The sequence below is a fragment of the Chryseobacterium amylolyticum genome, from assembly GCF_051011775.1.
Taxonomy (GTDB): Bacteria; Bacteroidota; Bacteroidia; order Flavobacteriales; family Weeksellaceae; genus Chryseobacterium.
On sequence record NZ_JBPCHX010000009.1, the window covers coordinates 44,767 to 65,709 of the forward strand.

Below are 20,943 nucleotides of genomic sequence, written 5' to 3' on the forward strand. Positions count from 1 at the left end.
GTTTTCTTATTGATAACATAGCATATGAATTTCAGATTTTCAATGGTGTTTCTGATGCTTTTTGCATTGGGATTTTCACAGGACCTTACCGTAATGAGTTTTAATATCAGACTGAACGTAGAGTCAGATAAAGACAATGCCTGGCCGAAGAGAAAGCAGGACGTTGCAGATTTACTTACCTATTACCATCCTGATTATTTCGGAGTACAGGAAGCACTTCCTGAGCAGATGAAAGATATTAAGACAGGATTAAAGAATTATGACTACATAGGAGTAGGAAGAGATGACGGCAAAGAAAAAGGGGAATTTTCAGCCATCTTTTATGATACCAACAGGCTTGATGTTGTAAAATCAGGTACATTCTGGTTATCTGAAACTCCGGAAAAACCTTCAAAAGGCTGGGATGCTGCACTGAACAGAATCTGTACCTATGCGGTATTTAAAGATAAAAAATCGAAGAGAGAATTCCTCGCAATGAATCTTCATTTCGATCATATTGGAAATGTGGCAAGAGTGAAATCTTCTGAACTGATTCTTAAAAAGATCAAAGAACTCAATCCCAAGAACCTTCCGGTAACGCTGAGCGGAGATTTTAACCTGACAGATGATTCGGAACCTATTAAGATTCTTTCCCAGAATATGAAAGATACTTTCTACCATTCTGAAACCAAACATTATGGTCCGGTAGGAACTTTCACAGCTTTTGATGTCAATACAGTTCCGAAAGACAGAATCGATTATATTTTTACACAAGGCTTTAAAATAAGGTCTCACCGGCACATCAATGACAGAAGAGAAAATCTTTTGTACCCGTCAGACCATTTTCCTGTGATTGTACATCTGTCACTATAAAAAATCATTGGTTGGAAAATCAACTTCAAATCCAATTCCTCTAAGGGATTGGATTTTTATTTGAGGATCACTGTTGAAATATTTGCGGAGCCTGCTGATGAACACATCAAGACTTCTTCCTGTAAAATAATCATTGGTTTCCCAAAGATTGTCCAGGATATTATCCCTTGTAATAATAGATCGGTTGTGTTTCAGAAGATACAGCAGTAATTCCTGTTCCCGTATGGTCAGCCGGTTATTTCCGTTAGGATGTGACAACAGAAGCTTGTTGGTGTCCAGTGAGAATTCTCCTATTTTTATTTGGGAAGCCATAACAGCAGGAAGACTTCTCTTCAGAATATTTTTGATTCGTAATACGAGCTCTTCAGGATCGCAGGGTTTGGCAATATAATCATCAGCACCTATTTTCAACCCGGTCAGACGGTCGATTTTCTGGTTTTTGGCTGTTAAAAACAATAATGGGAAATTACTTTTTTCTTTCAAAATCATTTTTGCCAGTGAGAATCCGTCTATATTAGGCATCATCACATCCAGAATTCCTATCTGATAAGGAAAATCAGCAGAAAGTAAGGGTAAAACTTCTTCGGGATTCTGAAACCAGCCGACTTCAAAATCTTCCAATTCAAGATACTGCTTCAGGATCATTCCGAAATCCGGATCATCCTCTGTAAGAAGGATTTTAGTTTTCATAAGGAATTGATATTTTAAAAGTGCTGCCTGTATGAAGCTGGCTCGAAACCTCTATTTTTCCACCATACTTGTCAATGATTTTTTTTACAAAATAAAGCCCCAGTCCAAGCCCTTTGCTATTGTGAATATTTTTGTTCTGTATTCTGTAAAATTTTTCAAAAATAGTATTCAGCTCCTTCGTTTCCATACCTTGTCCGTTGTCAGAAATTTCAATTTCCAGATGCTGAGAACGGGAGGTTAGATTTATTGTAATAACAGATGCTCCATATTTTACGCTGTTTTCACAAAGATTTTTAATAACAGTTTCCATCAGGTTTTTATCAAAAGGTAGCTTTTGTAAGATGGTGTTTTCAAATTTAAAATCTGCAGCAGGATAGGTAACCGCAAGATCCTGAATGAAAAAATCCCAGTCTTTAGGTTGGATTTCGACTATTTCGTCAGGTATTTCGTCCTTATGAAGCTGAAACATCAGGCTTTCAAGACGGGAAACCTGGCGGTCAATAAGAGGAAGCGTTTCCGGATTCCATTCTTTTTTTAACGCTTTTGATGCTATTTTTAAAGTAGCAATCGGAGTTTTAAACTCATGTGAAATATTATCCACAATGTTGTGGAGAACTTCCACCTGTTTTTGCTGGGCAGCCAGATTTTTAACTGTAAAAATATACAGCATCAGAACAAAGGATAAAATCGCAATACAAGACAGAAAGAGCAATGCCTGTTCTTTGAAAACAATACTTTTAATATTTAATATTTCAATACTGGTTCTGCTTCTTACCAGGAAAACATTATTTTTTCTGGTCTTGCGATTGATTTTTGAAGTTGAAGTTGTTTCCCATTTTCCCCGGCTTAAAATTTCGGGATTTATTATTTTGTTTTTCGTTTCATACAGTACAATGGGTTTGTCCAGAAGATTGATATTATCCGGCATGAAAGAAATAGACAGGTATTCTATTTTTACAGCAATTCTGTATCCTTCTTTTCTAAACATACTGTCAACATGATTACTGAATATTTCCATCGTCTGCTTTCTGTTTTCTTCGAAAAAATTCAGAAAATCTTTTTTACTGATTTCCTTATTGTTGTAGCGGATGAAAAAAGATTGTAAAGAATCATCGTCAGTTTTTTTTGCACCGCCGTTATCTTCCACTTCATCAGTATAATCTCTGAGAGGAGACTGTATTGCCCTGTAGATTTCTCTCTCTTTTACCTGATAGGTTTTATACATAAAGTAAACCTGTATTCCCAGCAAAAGAAGGAACAGGGCGGCAAAAACCGGAATCAGAATTTTACTCTTGGCTATCATCGAAACAAAGATAAAGCTTTAACATTTTAATGAAATCGTATTTTTATCATTAACCTTTTATTAACCTGATGATTAGTGTTTTTTTTGGTGATTTTAGAAAATTAAATCTGGATGTAATGAAAAAAGTATTCATTCTTATAAAAAGATATTTATAATCCTATAGTACCGGATAAGATAATCCCTTAAAAACATATTCCATTGATTTTAAAACCTGAATTTCCGGATTCAGGTTTATTATTTTTGAAGAAAAGAGATTAACCTATCATTAACCCATCGTTAACTGAAAATCTCCTGTTCAATGCAGAATTTTGTACCCATAGAATGCAACAACAGTCTTTGTTGGAGGATAAAAAATAACTATGTATAAAATTCTTTTTCTTTTGTGTTTTCCGGTTTTGATTCTTGCCCAGAAACAATTGCCTGGAGGAACAGTTGTAAACACTGAAAACGAAAAGCTGCCATCAGTAAAGCTGGAAGTGTATGATGTTCAGAATAAATTAATCAAAGAAGTAAAAACAAATGAAAACGGAGAATTTGTTTTGGAAGGCATTACAGAACGGAATGTAAAACTGGTGATTAAAAATCCGGGTTATTCTTTATTTGAGAGAAAGCTCGATCTGAATGAACCTGAACCGCTGAATGTTATTCTCCAAAAGGAGGCCCGGGAAATTGAAGGAGTTGTAATGACCGGGCGTAAACCCCTGGTAAAAAGAAAAGTTGACCGGCTGGAATTTAATGTGGAAAACAGTAATATTTCATCACTCAATGCCTGGGAAATCCTAAAAAATACCCCCAGTGTTACCATCAACAATAGTGTATTGAGTGTAAAGGGAAGCACGGGAATTCTCGTGACGATTAATGACAAAAAAGTAATGCTGACAGGGGATGAACTCAAAAATCTTCTGGAAAATACACAGGGAGATGAGGTGAAGTCAATAGAAGTGATTACCAATCCGCCTGCAAAATATGAAGCTTCAGGAAGTGCTGTTCTGAATATTGTTCTGAAGAAAAATAAAATTGAAGGCTACCGGGGAATTCTCTCCTCCAAATATGTGCAGACACAATATGCGAAAGGTGTTTTTGGGCTTTCCCAATATTATAAAAAGGATAAACTCTCCCTTATGGGAAGCTATTATAAAGGATTGGGGACTTACTACCGGGAAGGAACAGACTATGTGAGGTATCCGGAAAGCCAAACCCGATGGATCAGTACAATGAACAGGAAGGATAAAAACAATAATCAGAATACCCTGAATTTTAATGCGGAATATGAATTGGACAGCCTGACCAATATAAGCCTCAACTACTCAGGGTATTTTTCTCCAAAATCCTTCGGGATCTACAATGTTCCAACTTTGATTTATAATGAACAGGATATTGTAGAATCCAGCTATACTACAATTAATGATCATCGCTCAAGATCCATCAATAATTCTGTAAGCCTTCAGATAGACCGGAAACTGAACAAAAAAAGCAGCCTTTCCTGGATCAATTATTTTACGGGAAACAATGCAGATAAATATCAGAATGTAATGACCTATCTGAACTTTGCTGGGAAGCCTCCGAAAGAGGATAATTTTATTACGAAGAACAAAGCGGATGTTCAGTTGTATTCCACTCAATTTGATTACCAGTGGAAAGGGGATAAACTGGAACTGGAATCCGGAGCAAAATATAGTTTTGTAAAGACGAACAGTAAGCTTGTCTTTTCAGATAATGAGAATGGAGAATTGCAATACAGAGCGGAAAAAAGTAGTATATTTGATTATAAAGAGCATAATTTTGCACTGTATTCTTCATTGTCCTATAATATAGGAAAATGGAACTTCAAAGGAGGTCTCCGTGCAGAAATGACGGATCTTGAAGGGATTGTTTCTGAGCCTTATGAACTGAATAAAAGCAATTACTGGAAGTTTTTTCCCACTTTTTATGCACAGTATACGACAGAAAATAAACAGGAATTTGGGTTTTCTTATGGGAAAAGAATCAGCAGACCTTCCTATTCATGGCTGAACCCCGCAAAATCTTACTATAACCTGTTTTCATACTATCAGGGAGATCCGAAATTAAAGGCAACGATCACTCACAATCTGAATCTTACCTATTCCTGGAAAGATTGGAATGTGGATTTATATTACCGGAAAGAAATCTATCCATCCATGGAAATTTCATATCAGGAACCAAGTACCAACAGTTTGATCTATTATTTCACCAATATAGAGGAAGGAGAAGCTTTCGGATTAAGCCTGTATAAAAATTTTCAGGTCAAGCCATGGTGGAATATTATCGTGTCTGAAAATCTTGAACACAACGAAAATTATTTTAAAGGAACTGACGGACTCCTATATAAAAATAAAGTCTGGAACTTGGCATCCAATATTTCCACAAGCTTTACAATCGATAAAAACAGCGATTGGAAAATGGAAATCGGACACCGTTATTATTCTCCGGGGATACAGGGAACTTTCAGGATCTCAGAATCTTCTGCAACGTATCTGGTGGTCAATAAAAAATTCTTTAACAAAAAATTGGAAGCAAGCCTTTTGTTTAATGATATTTTTAAAACTTCACAGGAAAAAATAAGTACAAAGTATGCCAATCAGGATAATTATTTTTTAGATTACCGGGATACTCAGAGTTTTACATTTTCTTTGAAATTCAATTTTGGAAATCAGTCTGTGAAAAATGCAAAAACAATAAAGAAAACTGCAGAACAGGAAAGATTGTAAGCAAATTTAATATAAGAATCGTTACAATAAAATATTATTATATAACAAATGATCTACTGATGTCAGATTTTCGCTATTTTTGATGCCAATCTTTAAAAAGATCGTTATGAAGAAAATTTTTTCCATGATGCTGGTAGCAGTTTCTTTACTGCACTTATCAGCGCAGGAATTGTATATGCCGAGGAATATCAAAAAAGCATACGAAAAAGGGACCCGTGATATTTCAGGAGCACCGGGTAAAAATTACTGGCAGAACAAAGGAGTGTATAATGTAGAGGTAAAAGTGGATGCCGTTACCAAAATAGTTTCCGGAAAAGAAACGATTGTCTATACCAACAACAGTCCTGATAGCCTGAATGAGCTGGCCATACGCTTTGTGAATAACCTTCATAAACCACAGTCGCCAAGATCGGGATTTGTATCCAAAGATTTCCTGTCTTCAGGGCTTAAGATTAAATCTTTCATCGTAAACGGTGCAAAATATGATATCAACAGTGACGATTGGAGTACTGTTGAAAAAGTAAAACTGAAAACAGCTTTAAAATCAAAATCAAAAGCTGAGGTTAAAATAGAATGGGAGTATCCGTTGTCCGTACAGAGTGGAAGAGAAGGTCAGATTGATCCCGAAACATTCTATGTGGCTTATTCTTTTCCGAGAATTTCCGTGTATGATGATTACAACGGATGGGATATGATTCAGCATTCGGACAGACAGGAGTTCTATAATGACTTTAATGATTACAGCTTTAGTATTACAGCCCCGAAGAATTATGTGGTCTGGGCAACAGGAGATTTCCTTAATCCGGAAGCTGTGCTTCAGCCGGAATATTTAAAACGTTATAAAGCTTCATTAAAGAGCGATAAACTAATACACATTGCTACAGAACAGGAAATGAGGTCCGGAAAAGTGACCAAACCTAATAAATGGAATGTATGGAAATTTAAGGCTAACCATATCACAGATTTTTGTTTTGCACTGAGCAATCATTATGTGTGGGATGCGGCAAGTGTTCAGTTAAAAACAAAAAGAGCAAGCGTTCAGGCAGGATATAAATCCGGAGCGAAAGATTTTGAACATTATGTAGACTGGATGCGCTATAATCTGGATTGGTTCTCTAAGAACTGGCCTGGCGTAGAATATCCTTACAATGTAATGACAGCTATTCAGGGGTATGCAGATATGGAATACCCGATGATGATTAATGATACCAGTATCCCTGACAACCTCCAGGATGCGAGGCTGACAGCAGATCATGAGATTGCCCATACTTATTTCCCGTTTTATATGGGAATCAATGAAACAAGATATGCTTTTATGGATGAGGGCTGGGCTACTACGCTGGAATATCTTATAGGGATTGATGAAAACGGAGAAGCCGCGGCTAAAGAGTTTTATAAAAATTTCCGTGTTAAAAGATGGATCAATGACCCGTCTTCAGAGCAGGATCAGCCGGTGATTACCATGAGTACGCAGGTGAGTGGCGCAGGGTATGGAAATAATTCCTATGTGAAAGCATCTTTATCTTATCTGGCACTGAAAGATTATCTGGGGGACGAGCTGTTCAAAAAAGCATTACATCATTATATGAATAACTGGAATGGGAAACATCCGGTTCCATGGGATTATTTTAACTCTATGAATACAGGTTCAGGTAAAAATCTGAACTGGTTCTTCCAGAACTGGTTTTATACCAATAATTATATTGACTTAAAGATAACAGGAGCTTCCCAGATGAATGATATGCTTACCGTAAATGTTGCCAATGTAGGAGGCTTTGCCATTCCGTTTGATGCAATACTGTCTTATGAAGATGGAAGTACGGAAAAGTTACATTTCTCACCTTCTGTCTGGGAAAAAGATCAGAAGATGACTGATCTTGTGATTCCTATTAAGAAAAAAGTAAAATCGGTACAGCTGGATGGTGATCTGTTTATGGATTATACTCCGGAAAATAACCGTAAAAATTTATAAAGTAAAAGCCTTCATATTTTGAAGGCTTTGTATTTTAAAAATAGGCAGTTAATCTTAAACCTAATGTAATATAATTCACTTTTTCTTTTGCAATCAGGTTATTAAACTCCTGGTCCAGCTCAGCACTTTCTTTAATCTCATCACTGAAATGGTAACGAATGGTAGAGTTGATCTGATTATAATCTGTATAAAAGGTAAGACCTAATCCTGGATTGAACTTATAAGTCATGGAAGCTCCTGTATTCCATCGGAAGGCTGGCTTAGGTTTGTATCTGGCTATCTGCAGCTCGTGATTAGGGGTGTCTATTTCGTTTCCTTTTACAAATACTTTTCCACTTGCAGTTGCGGCATATCCTCCGGTTAATTTTAAGTAAGCTGCCATTTATCTGATAATTCGTGGGAAAAATAAGGACCAATGCCTGCAGCCAGGAATCCCATAGATTGTGTTTTGATTTCATGATCACCAAAATCCTGCCCGTCATCGAAAGTTATTCTTTGAGATTTAATTGGGAAGCTGCTGAAAGCTATATCGGCACCGATACCCCATTTTTTAGAGAAGAAATAAGCACCTTCCAGCCCGCCCTCAAAACCGGTTTGTTTTTTGTCGTCAAGCTCAGATTCTTTCAGGAAGTTGGTTGTACCTAATGCTGTACCCATCTTCAGGGCAAGAAAAGAAGGGTAATCGTTTCCCTCTATTCTTGATAAGATGCTTAAATTATCCCCTTTGTTCTTATAAACTTTGTCAATAAAGAAATATCCGGGTTCTGTTGATATGATTCCGATACCGGCCCCGGCAAGAATATCCGGAATCCAGTGTCTGTTATTTAAATTTCGTCCAAGTCCTGTTATTGTGGCAGACCCATATCCTGCGATACTGTATGCCGGATTTACCATTCCGTATTCTTTGTGTAGAAAGCCGGCATTGGTAAAAGCCATAGCGGTATGTCCTGATGGGAAAGAATTGTTTTTGGACCCGTCAGGCCGTTCAACTTTTGCTGTATATTTGATAGAGTTGACTAAAATAGCCATGATGGCTAAACTTGTACCATAGGATAAGGTTGCCCGTCCAATATTGTTCCGCCCCTTTACACCTGAGAGTTTTAATCCGTAAACAGCAACAGCAGGCGCATACTGAAGATAGTCATCATATTTGACTTTGAAGTTGGGAAGGTAGCGGTTTCTCACCTCACGGATATTTTCTTTTTCTCCCTAGGTTGCCGCCGCCGCAGTAAAAAGAATTGCAGGAGCCACTGATTTTTTTACCCATTCTTTTTTGAAAAAAGGAGTTTTAGAGCTAAATACACAACCTGACGAACTGATAAGTGCAATATCTTCTTTGAGATTTCTGGCCGGGATCGTATCCTGTTTTTTAATCCGGATCGTATCCTGTGCTTTAATACTGTATAAGTGCAATAGTATTCCGGATGCTAATGCTGTTTTTTTCATCGGTAGTGGTGCTGATTAAAATCGGGTAAAAATATTAAAATAGTCTATCCCACAAATTGAGATAGACTGTTTTAATATTTTTATAATATTCAGCTGTGCGGATTATCTCAGTCCGGATCTTGGTCCGGATGCTGATACTACTGCCTGCATTCTTGTTTTTTGATTGGCAGAGAACATAAACATAGATTTGTCATCCACATAATCCATATAATTCATAAACATTTGAGAACGGCTTACGCCACCACAGATTCTGTTGAGAGGATAGGTTGGATTTCCATAGTTAGGGCCGGGAGATGTAGGAGTGTCATTAGAATAATCTGTCTGGCATCCGGCATCAGATGACCCCCAAAGGTGTGGCAGGTTTAAATAGTGTCCTACCTCATGCGTTACAGTTCTTCCTAAATTGAAAGGCGCTGAAGCACCGGTTTTCCCTATATACTGATAACCGATGACAAGACCGTCATACCATTGTCCTGCATGTTCCGGGTAATAAGCGTAGCCTAAAGTTCCGGGCTGGCCATTCTCATCAAGAATTGAGTTCACGACCCAGATGTTCATATTTTTAGTTACGTCAGTAGCATCAATACCACCGGTACTGGCTTTTTTCATCTCTTCAAGATCAGATCTCCATCCTGTTTTTGTACTTTGTTTACGGTTGGTAGCTACCAGCTTGAAACGGATTTTTACATCACCTGCTGCTACAGGTTGAAATGCGGCCGGGATTTTAGTAATATCAGAATTGGTGCCGCCATAATCAGCATTAAGTACTGCAATCTGTTCTGCAATTCTTGCATCAGAGATATTTTGAGTGGAAGTATTATAAATTACATTAAACACTACCGGAATTTCAACCGTTCCATCTGCAAGAACTTTTCCCAGTTTAAGATTTTCAGCAAATTTTTCAGTCCCGAATTCAATATCGGCTATTTTCTGTTTAAGTGCAGGGTTTTTCATGAGCATTGCCTGTCTGATTTCTTCTGATAGACAGCTTCTTTTAAGAGCGCTGGGAGCTGAAGTCTCCTGATCCGGAAGTGTTTCGTTTTGATTGGTTAGGCTGTCAGTGTTACATGCTGACATAAAGCCCAGGATCAGGGCTCCGATTAAGAATTTTTTCATATCGTTATAATACAATTTGGTTGTGGGCGTGAAATTATAGTATTTGAAATTGATATGCAAATTATTTTGAAAAATATTTAAATAATTTATATTTAAATAGTAATTTATTTACTTATATTGTAATTTAAACGTGTTTTGATTGAATTTTAGTTAAATTGCTTTAATTGTTTTATATTTCACGCTTAAGTGTATTTTAATGTAAATAATTTTATGTTTTTGTTGAGAATTATAGAATATTTTTTACGGTGATTTAGGTGGCTGATGACACAATACGAGTATAAAAAAATCTATCCTAATCATTAGGATAGATTTTAGATTATAATTTAAAAATATCTTTTAATACACTCTTAATCCGGATCTTGCACCAGAAGAAGCTACTACAGACTGCATTCTTGTTTTCTGTCCTGCAGAGAACATAAACATAGCCGCATCATCTACATAGTCCATATAGTTCATGAACATTACAGATCTTTGTACACCGCTGCAGGTGTTGTATAACGGATAGGAAGGTTTTCCGTAATTAGCAGTAGTTTGTGTAGGAGTATCGCTTACCAGGTCATTTCCGCAATTGGCATCTCCCCAGATGTGTCTTAAGTTTAAGTAGTGGCCTACTTCATGCGTAGCTGTTCTTCCCAGGTTGAAAGGCGAAGAAGCTCCTGTTTTACCGAAAAACGGAGCAGCAATTACAACACCGTCATTCCATAAACCTGCAGATTCAGGGAAAGTTGCATATCCAAGAATTGTGCGTCCCTGGCTGGTCATTTTACCAACAACCCATAAATTTAAATAGTTAGTTGGATTAGTTGCATCAATTCCTCCTTTAGATGCTTTTTTCATATCATCATTAGTTGCCCAGCTTGTTTTTGTTGTGGATTTTCTAACGGTATTTACCAGTCTGAATTTTACTTTTGTATCACCGGAACTTACCGATTGGAATTCAGTTGGAATTTTGTTAACATCACTGTTGGTGCCTGAATAATCAGCATTCAATACGGCAATCTGCTCAGCAATTCTTGCATCAGAAACATTTTCAGCTGTAGTTTTGTAAATAACATTAACTACCACCGGAATTTCCACAGTACCATCAGCAAGAACTTTTCCCACTTTAAGATCGTTGGCAAATTTTTCTGTATTGGTTTCCAATGCCGCAAATCTTTGCTGAAGTTCAGGGTTTTTTTTCAATGCCTCCTGTCTGATTTCCTCGGAAGCACAGCCTCTTTGAACTAATCCTGCAGAAGTTACCGGTTCGTCAGTTGGATTTTCGTTTTGATTGTTAATGCTGTCATTGTTACATGCAGCCATTACAGTGAGCATAAAAGCTCCAAATAATAGTTTTTTCATATCAAAATCATTTAGGTTGAGGTTGTGAAATTATATTATTTGAAATTGATATGCAAGTATTTTTCTTAAATATTTAGTATTTTGTTAAAAATTTTATCCTTTAGTTGAATTAATTTTAATTTTATTTAATAAGTTTTGAATTTTAATCAATTTGATATTATGTTTATGTATTTTTGTTTTTTTAATGATTTTAAGTGAATTCTTTTCGCTTAAATTTAATTTATTAAATAAAATTTTCGCGGTGGATCTTAATTTGCAAAACCGTTTTTAATAGCAAAAACTGCCAGTCCTACACGGGTTTTCAGATCCAGTTTTTCACATAGCTGGTCACGGTAGCTCTCTACGGTTCTTGGGCTGCAGCACATTCTGTCTGCAATTTCCTTATAACTGAGTTCAGTCACAGTGTATTTCAGGAATTCTTTTTCCCTGTCGGAAATTTTTACCGCGATTTCAGATTCCGTTTCTTTGTTAAGATTGGTAAATATAATTTTGGAAGCCCAGTCCGGATAAAAGAAGCCGTCAGTATTCAGCCGGGTAAGAGCGGTTTCCAGATCTCTTGGATGGGTATTTTTTAAAAGATAGCCTTTTGCTCCGCTTTTAATCATCTTAATCACGCTGTTGTCATCTCCCTGCATGCTCAGAGCCATGATTTTAATGTTAGGATGGTTTTTTGTAAGCCATACTGCTGTTTCAAAACCATCCATGATCGGCATGCTGATATCCAGAAGAATAATATCCGGAATAGCATTCCCTTCTTCAAATTTTTGAATGAGGTCTTTGCCATTCTCACAGACATAGATGACTTCAAATTCATTGAAATTACCGATAATGCCTTCCAGGGCTTTTGCAATAAGTATATGGTCGTCAACGATTACGATGCTTTTTTTCATGATTGTTTTTTTAAGATGATATTAAGTTGGGTCCCCTCATTTTCCTTACTTTCCATACGAAAGCTGGCTCCTATGATTTCAGCTCTGTTTTTCATATTGGTAAGACCAATCCCGTTAGATTTGATCTGTGAAGTATCAAACCCGATTCCGTCATCACGGATGTCAAGTTCCCAAAGTATGTCTTCAGAAGTATTCAGAGTGATAAAAATATTTTTACAGCGGGAATGTTTTATACTGTTCTGAATGAATTCCTGCGTAATTCTTAACAGCATATTTTTATGAACAAAACCCAAATCCAGCTGTTTAAAATTATGCTCAAAACTGACTTTACACTTTTTAAAAGAATTGGTATTGTCTACTTCCTCCTGGATCAAAGTTACAATTTCCTTTTGGTTGATATTGTCATCCGTTAATGTTTTTGACAGGCTCCTCAGGTCCTGTAAAGATTGATTGATAATTTGTGAAACCTGATCTATTCTTTCACTTGCTTCCGGAACTTTGTTTTCATAAAGCATCTGCTGAACATAGAGACTTACCAGGGTAAGTTTCTGACCGATGTTATCATGCAATTCTCTTCCGATCTGCTGCATGGTGGCCTGCTGTATTTCTAGTTGAGTGGCCAGAAGCTCTCGCTGATGAAGTTCGTTTTTCATCTCAATTTCATTCAGGTATTCTCTTTTTCTCTGTCTGTAATTCCGTATATAAATAAATATGGCTATTACAAACATTAAAAAAAAGATGTTGAATGAAATAATTGTTATTAAGAGCTCTGTTTTCCCCATATAAATGAACTTGCAAATAAAATATACATCACTGCTCCTGAAACCTGGAAATATATAAAATACATATCCCAGATATCTATATATTTCCACAGAAGAGAGTTAAACGTCATGAATGGTATGTTTGCGATGTAAAAAAGTGTTACTCCAAGATTAATATAAAACATTTTGTTTTTACTGAAATTAAGAATTTCAGATGAATTAACCTGTTTATAATATTCCATGATGACAAGAGCCATTAAGAGCAGACAGCCTATGTTGTAATTGAAAGAAAATATTACTTTCTTTTCCGGAAAAAAAAGTGCCCTGAGGATGTATGTTAAGAGATATATTCCCGTCATAACATAGAATAACTTAACTTTCTTTAAAGATTCTTTGGCATACAGCCAATAAAAAAATATAAACTGCAAGGGAATTACAAAGTAGTTGTGAAAGTTTATTCTGTCTATTTTGAGTGGTTTTTCTCCCCATTTTACTGCTGATTCACACAGAAAAATAAGAATAAGGTAAATCGCCAGATATTTCCAGGGTTGTTTTTTTACACGGTTATAATAAATCAGGGAGATTATAGCTGAAAAAGCTTCTCCCCAATACATAAATGACGAAAAAATTTTTTGAATCTCAGTCATATTGTGTTTAAAAATATGAATGATGATTAATAAGATGTACCCATCGGTGGTGATGGTGGGATAAGGGTTCCACTATTTTCTCCAAGGTTTGTATCATCATCTTCTCCCGTGTTTTTAGAAAACTCATTGGTTTTCAGGCTGTTTAATGCTATAGATTTTCCTTCAGCACTTTGGAAAGGATTAAAATCATAATCAATAAGTTCTCCTGTTTCATTGGCTTTTTTTAATGTTGGGACCATTACTATAGTATGTCTTCCTGCATATTCAATCGGAACCGGGTGAGACTCCATAATAGACCAGTTTTCTTCCTTCGGATAAGCAGAATAATAAAATCTTACCCCTAAATCTTCTGTAGATGCAGCTGGATTGGCTTTGGCTGCCTCTGCTTCAATATTTGCAATGAAATTTTTCAATTTCGGAAGGTCAAACCAGATGGAATGTGCATCTTCTATTCCTAAAGCAGTATTAATAGCATTCAGGTGATTTTGGCGGTAATTGTTGATCAGAGCCTGGATAAGACTGTTTGACATTGTTCCAGGTTGCAGCGGATTGTTGGATTCTGTATTCATAGCTTAGTGTTTTGCAGATAAAACTTAATTAATATGCAAATCTCGGAAAAAATATGGTAGAAAATACACTTACGAATAGGGATTTATACTGTTATTTTTACCGTGTTTTTACGGATTGTAATAATGAATGTAGCTGATATTTATATTAATCGTGAATTTATATTATAAAAAACGGAGAAATATGTTTTTTCTCCGTTCTTGTCTAAATGCAGGGGTATTTTCTCCAGTCTCTGCAGATATATCCTGATGTGCAGCAAAGGTTAGGCGGGCAGTTCATGTTTTCATCGCACATAATGATTGGGGCAATAAGTCCGCCATCAATTTTCTTTAGATCATTTCTTTTAAGCTTTTTCATACTGATTCTGTTTTGTTATTGGCTTAATAAATATAATAATATTTCACGTAATAAGGAAAAATATATAAAAATAAGTGCTGCAGAGTAATCTACAGCACTTATTCACAAAAATAATGTATATGAAAAAAAACTATTTTATTGTTCGGTAGGTCTGAAAACCAAACCTGTTTCTTCAAAATAATCTAGAGTGATTCTGTCTCCATCATTCACATTTCCTGCAAGAATCTCTTTTGAAAGTTTATTTAATACTTCCTGCTGGATCACTCGTTTCAATGGTCTTGCCCCGAAAGCAGGATCGTAGCCTTTGTCCATCAGATAATCCACTGCATCCTGAGTGAAAGTCATAATGATGTTTCTTTTAGACAGCATTTCATTAAATCCTCTCAACTGATACTGAACGATTTTTCCGATTTCTTTTTTTCTTAAAGGCTGGAACAGTACAATTTCATCAATTCTGTTCAGGAATTCCGGACGAAGGGTTTGTTTTAAAAGGTCAAAAACTTCTTCTTTGGTCTTATCCACAATTTCATCCTGATTTTCCTCCGTAAGATTTTCAAAATTCTCCTGAATCAGGTGTGAACCTAAATTCGAGGTCATAATAATGATTGAATTTTTGAAATTGACTACACGTCCTTTGTTGTCAGTCAGACGCCCGTCATCAAGAACCTGAAGCAAAGTGTTGAAAACATCCGGGTGTGCTTTTTCAATCTCATCCAGCAATACCACTGAGTAAGGCCTTCTTCTTACCGCTTCAGTCAATTGCCCGCCTTCATCATATCCTACATATCCCGGAGGCGCTCCTACCAATCTTGAAACACTGTGACGTTCCTGATATTCACTCATATCAATTCTGGTCATGTTGTTTTCATCGTCAAATAGAAATTCTGCCAGTGCTTTCGCAAGCTCGGTTTTACCCACCCCGGTTGTCCCAAGGAAAAGGAAAGAACCGATAGGTTTTTTATCATCACTTAATCCGGCTCTGTTTCTTCTGATCGCATCTGCAACTGCCTGAATCGCTTCATCCTGTCCAACAACTCTGTGGTGCAGTTCAGTTTCCAGATTTAATAATTTATCCCTTTCAGATTGAAGTAACTTGGTTACAGGAATACCTGTCCATTTAGCAATTACTTCAGAAATATTTTCTGCGGTAACCTCTTCTTTGATCAGTTCATTCTGATGGTTCTGCATTTCAAGCTCAACTTTGCTGAGCTCTTCTTCCTTCTCACGAAGTTTTCCGTACTGGATCTCTGCTACTTTGGCATAATCTCCGGCTCTGGAAGCTCTTTCTGCTTCAAGTTTCAGAGACTCAATATCTTTTTTGATCTGTGTAAGATCTTCACTTTTCTGTTTTTCTTTCAGCCATTTCGCATTGATCTCATTTCTCTGCTCGGATATTTTTGCAATATCTTCTTTAAGGTGATCAATCTTGGTTTGGTTGCCTTCTCTTGAAATAGCGGCCAGCTCAATTTCCATCTGCATGAGTTTTCTGTCCAGCACGTCCAGTTCTTCCGGTTTGGAATTGATCTCCATTCTCAGTTTTGCAGAAGCTTCATCAATAAGGTCAATGGCTTTATCCGGTAAAAAACGGTCTGAAATATATCTTTGAGACATTTCCACGGCTGCGATAATTGCCTCGTCTTTGATTCTTACTTTGTGGTGAGCCTCATATTTGTCTTTAATACCACGAAGGATAGAAATAGCAGATTCAGTATCCGGTTCTTCCACCATTACTTTCTGGAAACGTCTTTCCAACGCTTTGTCTTTTTCAAAATACTTTTGGTATTCATTCAGGGTGGTAGCACCAATTGCTCTTAATTCTCCTCTTGCCAGAGCAGGTTTTAAGATATTGGCTGCATCCATGGCTCCTTCACCACCTCCGGCACCAACCAATGTGTGGATCTCGTCAATGAAAAGAATAATCTGACCATCCGATTTGATTACCTCGTTGACAACTGATTTCAAACGCTCTTCAAATTCACCTTTGTATTTAGCTCCGGCGATTAAAGCTCCCATATCCAGTGAATATAATGTTTTATCCATAAGGTTTTCAGGAACGTCACCGCTGATAATTCTATGGGCAATTCCTTCTGCAATCGCTGTTTTACCTACACCCGGTTCCCCGATAAGTATCGGGTTGTTTTTGGTTCTTCTGGAAAGGATCTGTAAGACCCTTCTGATTTCTTCATCACGCCCGATTACAGGGTCCAGTTTACCTTCTGCTGCTAATTCATTAAAGTTTTTAGCATATTTGTTTAAGGATTGATAGGTTTCTTCTGAACTTGCAGAAGTTGCTTTACTTCCTTTTCTTAATTCTTTGATAGCACCTTCCAACAGGTTTTTGGTTACACCCATATCCTTCAGCATCTTCGATACTTCAGAAGTGGTTTCCAAAAGTGACAGCCATAAATGCTCAATCGTTACATATTCATCACCCATTTTCTTGGCAATATTGGGTGCGTCCAGCAATACTTTGTTGGCTGATTGTGAAAGATAAATATTTCCTCCCTGCACTTTAGGAAGCTTTTCTAAATTTTCACGGTTGCGCTCTCTTACTAATGCAGCATCTGCTTCAGACTTTTTTAATAAGAAAGGCGAAATATTTTCATCTACCTGAAAAATCCCTTCAAGGAGATGTTGGGGTTCAATACTTTGGTTGCCAAATTCCATCGCAACCTGTTGTGCTGCCTGGATGGCTTCCTGTGATTTTACAGTATATTGGTTTAAGTTCATATTGTATATATTTTTGGTAAGGATTCGTTCAAAGTTTAGTTTTTAAAAAACATCAAGAAACCAAATTCTGAGGCTCAGTTTCTTAATGCCAATCAATTATTTAATCATTTAATCGATGACTGTATCGCAAAAACTGTTCAATTATTAAATTTATAAAAAATATAGACAAAATTTCCGGATTTTGCATTTTTAACGGAAATTTAACTTGACAAAATTTCCGATTTCGTAATTATTTATTTAAAATCTATGAACAAATAGTCATATCATGATTATAACAGCTTAATAACAGAGGATACAATACACAGGTTGAATTGGTTCGGATGATTATCTTTTATGATCAAAAAAACGAGCAGTTTAATTCAGAATAATTACTTTTGCATTTTACCAGATGGAACTAAAAGAAAAACAGAGAAAAATACTAGATGTAGCAGTAGAGCTTTTCAAAGAAAAAGGTTATATGGGAAGCTCGGTAAGAGATCTGGCTACTAAACTCAATATCAAAGCAGCATCACTGTATGCGCATATCCGTTCAAAGGAAGAAATTTTGGAATGGATTTGTTTTGGTATTGCCCAGGAGTTTTTCGATGAGCTTCAAGAGGTAAAAAATACAGATATTGCTCCGAAGGAAAAACTGAATCTGTTATTGGATAAGCACCTTTCCGTTGTTCTTAAAAACCGTGATGTTACCCATATCTATTCCAATGAATGGAAACACCTAGAAGAAAGGCTTCCCGAATTTGTTGCATTGAGAAAAAACTATCAGCAGGAAGTGGAAGAACTGATTTCTGAGATCTACAAAGCTGAAAACTGGGAACTGAAATCACCTTCGTTTACGACGAGATTTATTCTTCATACCTTAAATAATTCCTATTTCTGGTTCAAAAGAAGCAGTGATTCCACAGATGAAATTACTGAAGAAATCAGGGAGAAAATTCTTTTCGGTTTGTTAGGAAACCAACATTCATAAGTCTTTGGCAAGATGAATCATTAATACATTTTACATTATACTTTTTACAAGAAAAGCATTGAGCTTTTATTCTGTTATTTAGAATCGTTCAAAATATGACAAAAGTCATAATAATTTTGCCAGCTTGCAAAATCTTTTTAAATTTACACCTAACAAATGTTAGTTAGTTTTATGGATTTTTCAGTTGAATATCTGGAGCTGGATCAGTTGAGACAGCTTCAATCCGGCCGGTTGATCACCCTGATCAGCTATTTGGAGGAGAAGTCGGAATTTTATAAAAAGAAATTTGATGAACTGCAAATATCTCCACAGGATATAAGGTCGATTGAGGATATCACGAAACTTCCCATTACTTACAAACAGGATTTAAGAGATAACTATCCGTTCGGATTATTTACAGTCCCTAAAAGCGAGCTTCAGCGTATTCACTGCTCAAGCGGTACTACAGGGAAACCGACTGTGGTAGGATATACAAAGGAAGATGTAGACCTTTTCAGTGAAGTAGTGGCAAGATCTTTATATGCTGCAGGTGCCAGATCGGGAATGCAGTTACATAATGCTTACGGTTACGGGATTTTTACCGGTGGATTAGGGCTTCATTATGGCGCAGAAATGCTTGGGATGAGTGTTCTTCCTATTTCCGGGGGAATGACGGCAAGACAGGTGGATCTGATTGTGGATTTTAAGCCGGAAGTAATCTGCTGCTCCCCATCATATGCTTTAACGATTGCGGATGAATTTGCAAAAAGAGGAATATCAGCAGATGAAATCAGTCTTCAATATGCGGTTTTAGGTTCAGAGCCATGGACTGAAATTATCAGGGAGCACATTGAAGAAAGATTAGGAGTTCATGCTACCAATATCTACGGATTAAGTGAAATTATCGGACCGGGAGTTTCCATGGAGGATTTTGAGGAAAAAGGAGGGGCATATATCTGGGAAGATCATTTCTATCCCGAAATTCTAGACCCGATCACAAAGCAGCCGGTTCCTTTCGGGGAAGAAGGCGTGTTGGTGATTACAACATTAACGAAAAAAGCAATGCCGCTTTTACGTTACTGGACGAATGATATTACAAGCCTTTACTACGATGAAAATGCCAAAAGGACGATGGTGAAAATGAAACCCATTGTTGGAAGGGCAGACGATATGCTGATTGTAAGAGGAGTAAATGTTTATCCAAGCCAGATTGAAGATGCTTTCTCATATGTAAAAGGAGTGGTTCCTAACTATTACCTGACGCCTGTTGAGAAAGAGCACATGTGCATCGCTTTGGATATTGATGTTGAAATAGATGATGACCTCGTGAAATCTCAGAAAATAGAAGCCAATACCGATGATTATTTTAATTTTGTCGGAAACTTTGGAAAAAACATAGAAAACGAAATAAAAAAACGGGTAGGCATCACTACAAAAGTGAAGGTTCATGCCCAGGACAGCCTGCCAAAATGCGAAGGTGGAAAAATTAACAGAATACTTAAAAAATAATGAATTCATTTTATAAACTTAAAACAGTTAAGGTTCAGAAAGACACTCCCGATGCAGTAAATGTAGCGGTGGAGATTCCTGAAGAGCTTAAAGATAAGTTCAGATTCAAACAGGGACAGTATCTGAATTTCCGGATGATGATCAACGGGAATGAGGAAAGACGTTCTTACTCTATCTGTAATGCTCCCAGTGAAAAAAGCAATACACTGGAGGTATTGGTGAAATTGCTTGAAGGTGGAAAAGTATCAGGCTATTTCAATGAACATCTTCATATGGATGAAGTATTGGAAGTAATGCCTCCGATGGGTGGTTTCAACACATCTTATCATCCGACAAATGTGAAAACCTATGTTGGATTGGCAGCAGGAAGCGGAATTACTCCTGTTTTATCCAATATTAAAGAAAGTCTTTATCAGGAACCTAAAAGTAATGCTTATCTGTTCTACAGCAACAGAAGTATGAATCATGTTTTAAGAAGAGCTGAAATTGATAAGCTGGTAGAACAGTTCAACGGAAGGCTTAAAGTGGTTTATCTGGTAAGCCGTGAAAAGCACGAAGATCCTGTTTTTGAAGGAAGAATTTCTGCTGAAAAACTGGAGCAGTTATTTGAAAGATACGCAGATATTGATGTAAGAGAAGCAACTTATTTCATCTGCGGACCTTCAGAAATGATCAAAGGAATTGCGGATTATCTGAAAAAAGATAAAAAAGTTCCGGCTATCCAGGTATTGTTTGAATATTTCACTCCTCCTGATGAGGAAAATACGGAGGAAATGAGTGATGAATTCAAGGCTATTGCCAATATTGAAAGTATGGTAACGGTAATCATTGATGATGATGAATATTCGTTCCACCTTAACTCCAAAAAAGAGAGTATCTTAGATAAAGCATTGAAAGACAATCTTCCTGTACCTTTTGCATGTAAAGGAGGAGTTTGCTGTACGTGTAAAGCGGAAGTTCTGGAAGGAGAAGTTTTCATGGAGAAAAACTACGCACTTACCGAAGAAGAAGTAGCCCGAGGCTATGTTCTTACCTGCCAATGTCACCCGACAACGAATGTGGTGATGCTTAATTATGATGTTTAATT

18 protein-coding genes are annotated in these 20,943 nt (G+C 36.8%); 6 read left to right on the plus strand and 12 right to left on the minus strand.

What is annotated here, in order from left to right:
* Positions 1-24: 24 nt before the first annotated feature.
* Positions 25-852 (plus strand): endonuclease/exonuclease/phosphatase family protein, encoded by an 828-nt coding sequence (locus ACR1PO_RS21100; protein ID WP_332388186.1) that lies wholly within the window; start codon positions 25-27, stop codon positions 850-852.
* Here ACR1PO_RS21100 and ACR1PO_RS21105 read toward each other — a convergent pair.
* Positions 847-1,542: a response regulator transcription factor gene (locus ACR1PO_RS21105; protein ID WP_332388185.1), complete on the minus strand. Its 696-nt coding sequence runs from the start codon at positions 1,540-1,542 to the stop codon at positions 847-849. The genes ACR1PO_RS21100 and ACR1PO_RS21105 overlap by 6 nt on opposite strands.
* On the minus strand, positions 1,532-2,845 hold the full coding sequence (locus ACR1PO_RS21110; protein ID WP_433988073.1) for a sensor histidine kinase: 1,314 nt from the start codon (positions 2,843-2,845) through the stop codon (positions 1,532-1,534). Before ACR1PO_RS21110 ends, ACR1PO_RS21105 begins: the two co-directional genes overlap by 11 nt.
* Before the next feature lie 359 nt (positions 2,846-3,204).
* On the opposite strand from ACR1PO_RS21110, the gene ACR1PO_RS21115 reads away from it, so the two are divergent.
* Together ACR1PO_RS21115 and ACR1PO_RS21120 are read left to right on the plus strand one after the other, a co-directional pair.
* Positions 3,205-5,574: an outer membrane beta-barrel protein gene (locus ACR1PO_RS21115; protein WP_433988074.1), complete on the plus strand. Its 2,370-nt coding sequence runs from the start codon at positions 3,205-3,207 to the stop codon at positions 5,572-5,574.
* Positions 5,575-5,680: 106 nt separating this feature from the next.
* Complete coding sequence (locus tag ACR1PO_RS21120) at positions 5,681-7,546, plus strand: M1 family metallopeptidase (RefSeq protein WP_433988075.1); 1,866 nt, start codon at positions 5,681-5,683, stop codon at positions 7,544-7,546.
* A 34-nt stretch (positions 7,547-7,580) separates the two neighbouring features.
* Here the strand turns inward: ACR1PO_RS21120 and ACR1PO_RS21125 are convergent, their stop codons facing one another.
* The 10 genes from ACR1PO_RS21125 to clpB form a co-directional block, all read right to left on the minus strand.
* Positions 7,581-7,928: a hypothetical protein gene (locus ACR1PO_RS21125; protein ID WP_433988076.1), complete on the minus strand. Its 348-nt coding sequence runs from the start codon at positions 7,926-7,928 to the stop codon at positions 7,581-7,583.
* A complete protein-coding gene (locus ACR1PO_RS21130; RefSeq protein ID WP_433988077.1) occupies positions 7,913-8,731 on the minus strand; it encodes a phosphatase PAP2 family protein in 819 nt (272 codons plus the stop codon). The genes ACR1PO_RS21125 and ACR1PO_RS21130 overlap by 16 nt, the downstream gene beginning before the upstream one ends.
* A gap of 24 nt (positions 8,732-8,755) precedes the next feature.
* A complete protein-coding gene (locus tag ACR1PO_RS21135) occupies positions 8,756-8,992 on the minus strand; it encodes a hypothetical protein (protein WP_433988078.1) in 237 nt (78 codons plus the stop codon).
* Positions 8,993-9,094: 102 nt separating this feature from the next.
* Complete coding sequence (locus ACR1PO_RS21140) at positions 9,095-10,108, minus strand: zinc metalloprotease (protein ID WP_433988079.1); 1,014 nt, start codon at positions 10,106-10,108, stop codon at positions 9,095-9,097.
* A gap of 336 nt (positions 10,109-10,444) precedes the next feature.
* Complete coding sequence (locus ACR1PO_RS21145; RefSeq protein ID WP_433988080.1) at positions 10,445-11,449, minus strand: zinc metalloprotease; 1,005 nt, start codon at positions 11,447-11,449, stop codon at positions 10,445-10,447.
* A 248-nt stretch (positions 11,450-11,697) separates the two neighbouring features.
* Positions 11,698-12,339: a response regulator transcription factor gene (locus tag ACR1PO_RS21150; protein ID WP_332388178.1), complete on the minus strand. Its 642-nt coding sequence runs from the start codon at positions 12,337-12,339 to the stop codon at positions 11,698-11,700.
* Positions 12,336-12,992: a sensor histidine kinase gene (locus ACR1PO_RS21155; protein WP_433988081.1), complete on the minus strand. Its 657-nt coding sequence runs from the start codon at positions 12,990-12,992 to the stop codon at positions 12,336-12,338. The genes ACR1PO_RS21150 and ACR1PO_RS21155 overlap by 4 nt, the downstream gene beginning before the upstream one ends.
* A 781-nt stretch (positions 12,993-13,773) precedes the next feature.
* Entirely contained in the window at positions 13,774-14,316 is a 543-nt protein-coding gene (locus ACR1PO_RS21160; protein ID WP_433988082.1) for a hypothetical protein, read from the minus strand.
* A gap of 202 nt (positions 14,317-14,518) precedes the next feature.
* A complete protein-coding gene (locus ACR1PO_RS21165; RefSeq protein ID WP_002981788.1) occupies positions 14,519-14,671 on the minus strand; it encodes a hypothetical protein in 153 nt (50 codons plus the stop codon).
* 135 nt (positions 14,672-14,806) lie between these two features.
* Positions 14,807-17,401, minus strand: coding sequence for an ATP-dependent chaperone ClpB (gene clpB / locus ACR1PO_RS21170; protein WP_433988083.1), 2,595 nt, complete (start codon positions 17,399-17,401; stop codon positions 14,807-14,809).
* Between the two features lie 388 nt (positions 17,402-17,789).
* Here clpB and ACR1PO_RS21175 point away from each other — a divergent pair, with 388 nt between their 5' ends.
* The 3 genes from ACR1PO_RS21175 (at position 17,790) to ACR1PO_RS21185 (ending at position 20,941) form a co-directional block, all read left to right on the plus strand.
* Positions 17,790-18,368, plus strand: a complete 579-nt coding sequence (locus tag ACR1PO_RS21175) for a TetR/AcrR family transcriptional regulator (RefSeq protein ID WP_433988084.1) — start codon at positions 17,790-17,792, stop codon at positions 18,366-18,368.
* Positions 18,369-18,539: 171 nt separating this feature from the next.
* Positions 18,540-19,856 carry a phenylacetate--CoA ligase family protein gene (locus tag ACR1PO_RS21180; RefSeq protein WP_433988085.1) on the plus strand — a complete coding sequence of 439 codons (1,317 nt, stop codon included), beginning with the start codon at positions 18,540-18,542 and terminating at the stop codon, positions 19,854-19,856.
* On the plus strand, positions 19,856-20,941 hold the full coding sequence (locus tag ACR1PO_RS21185; RefSeq protein WP_332388168.1) for a 2Fe-2S iron-sulfur cluster-binding protein: 1,086 nt from the start codon (positions 19,856-19,858) through the stop codon (positions 20,939-20,941). The genes ACR1PO_RS21180 and ACR1PO_RS21185 overlap by 1 nt, the downstream gene beginning before the upstream one ends.
* The last annotated feature ends 2 nt before the right edge of the window (positions 20,942-20,943 follow it).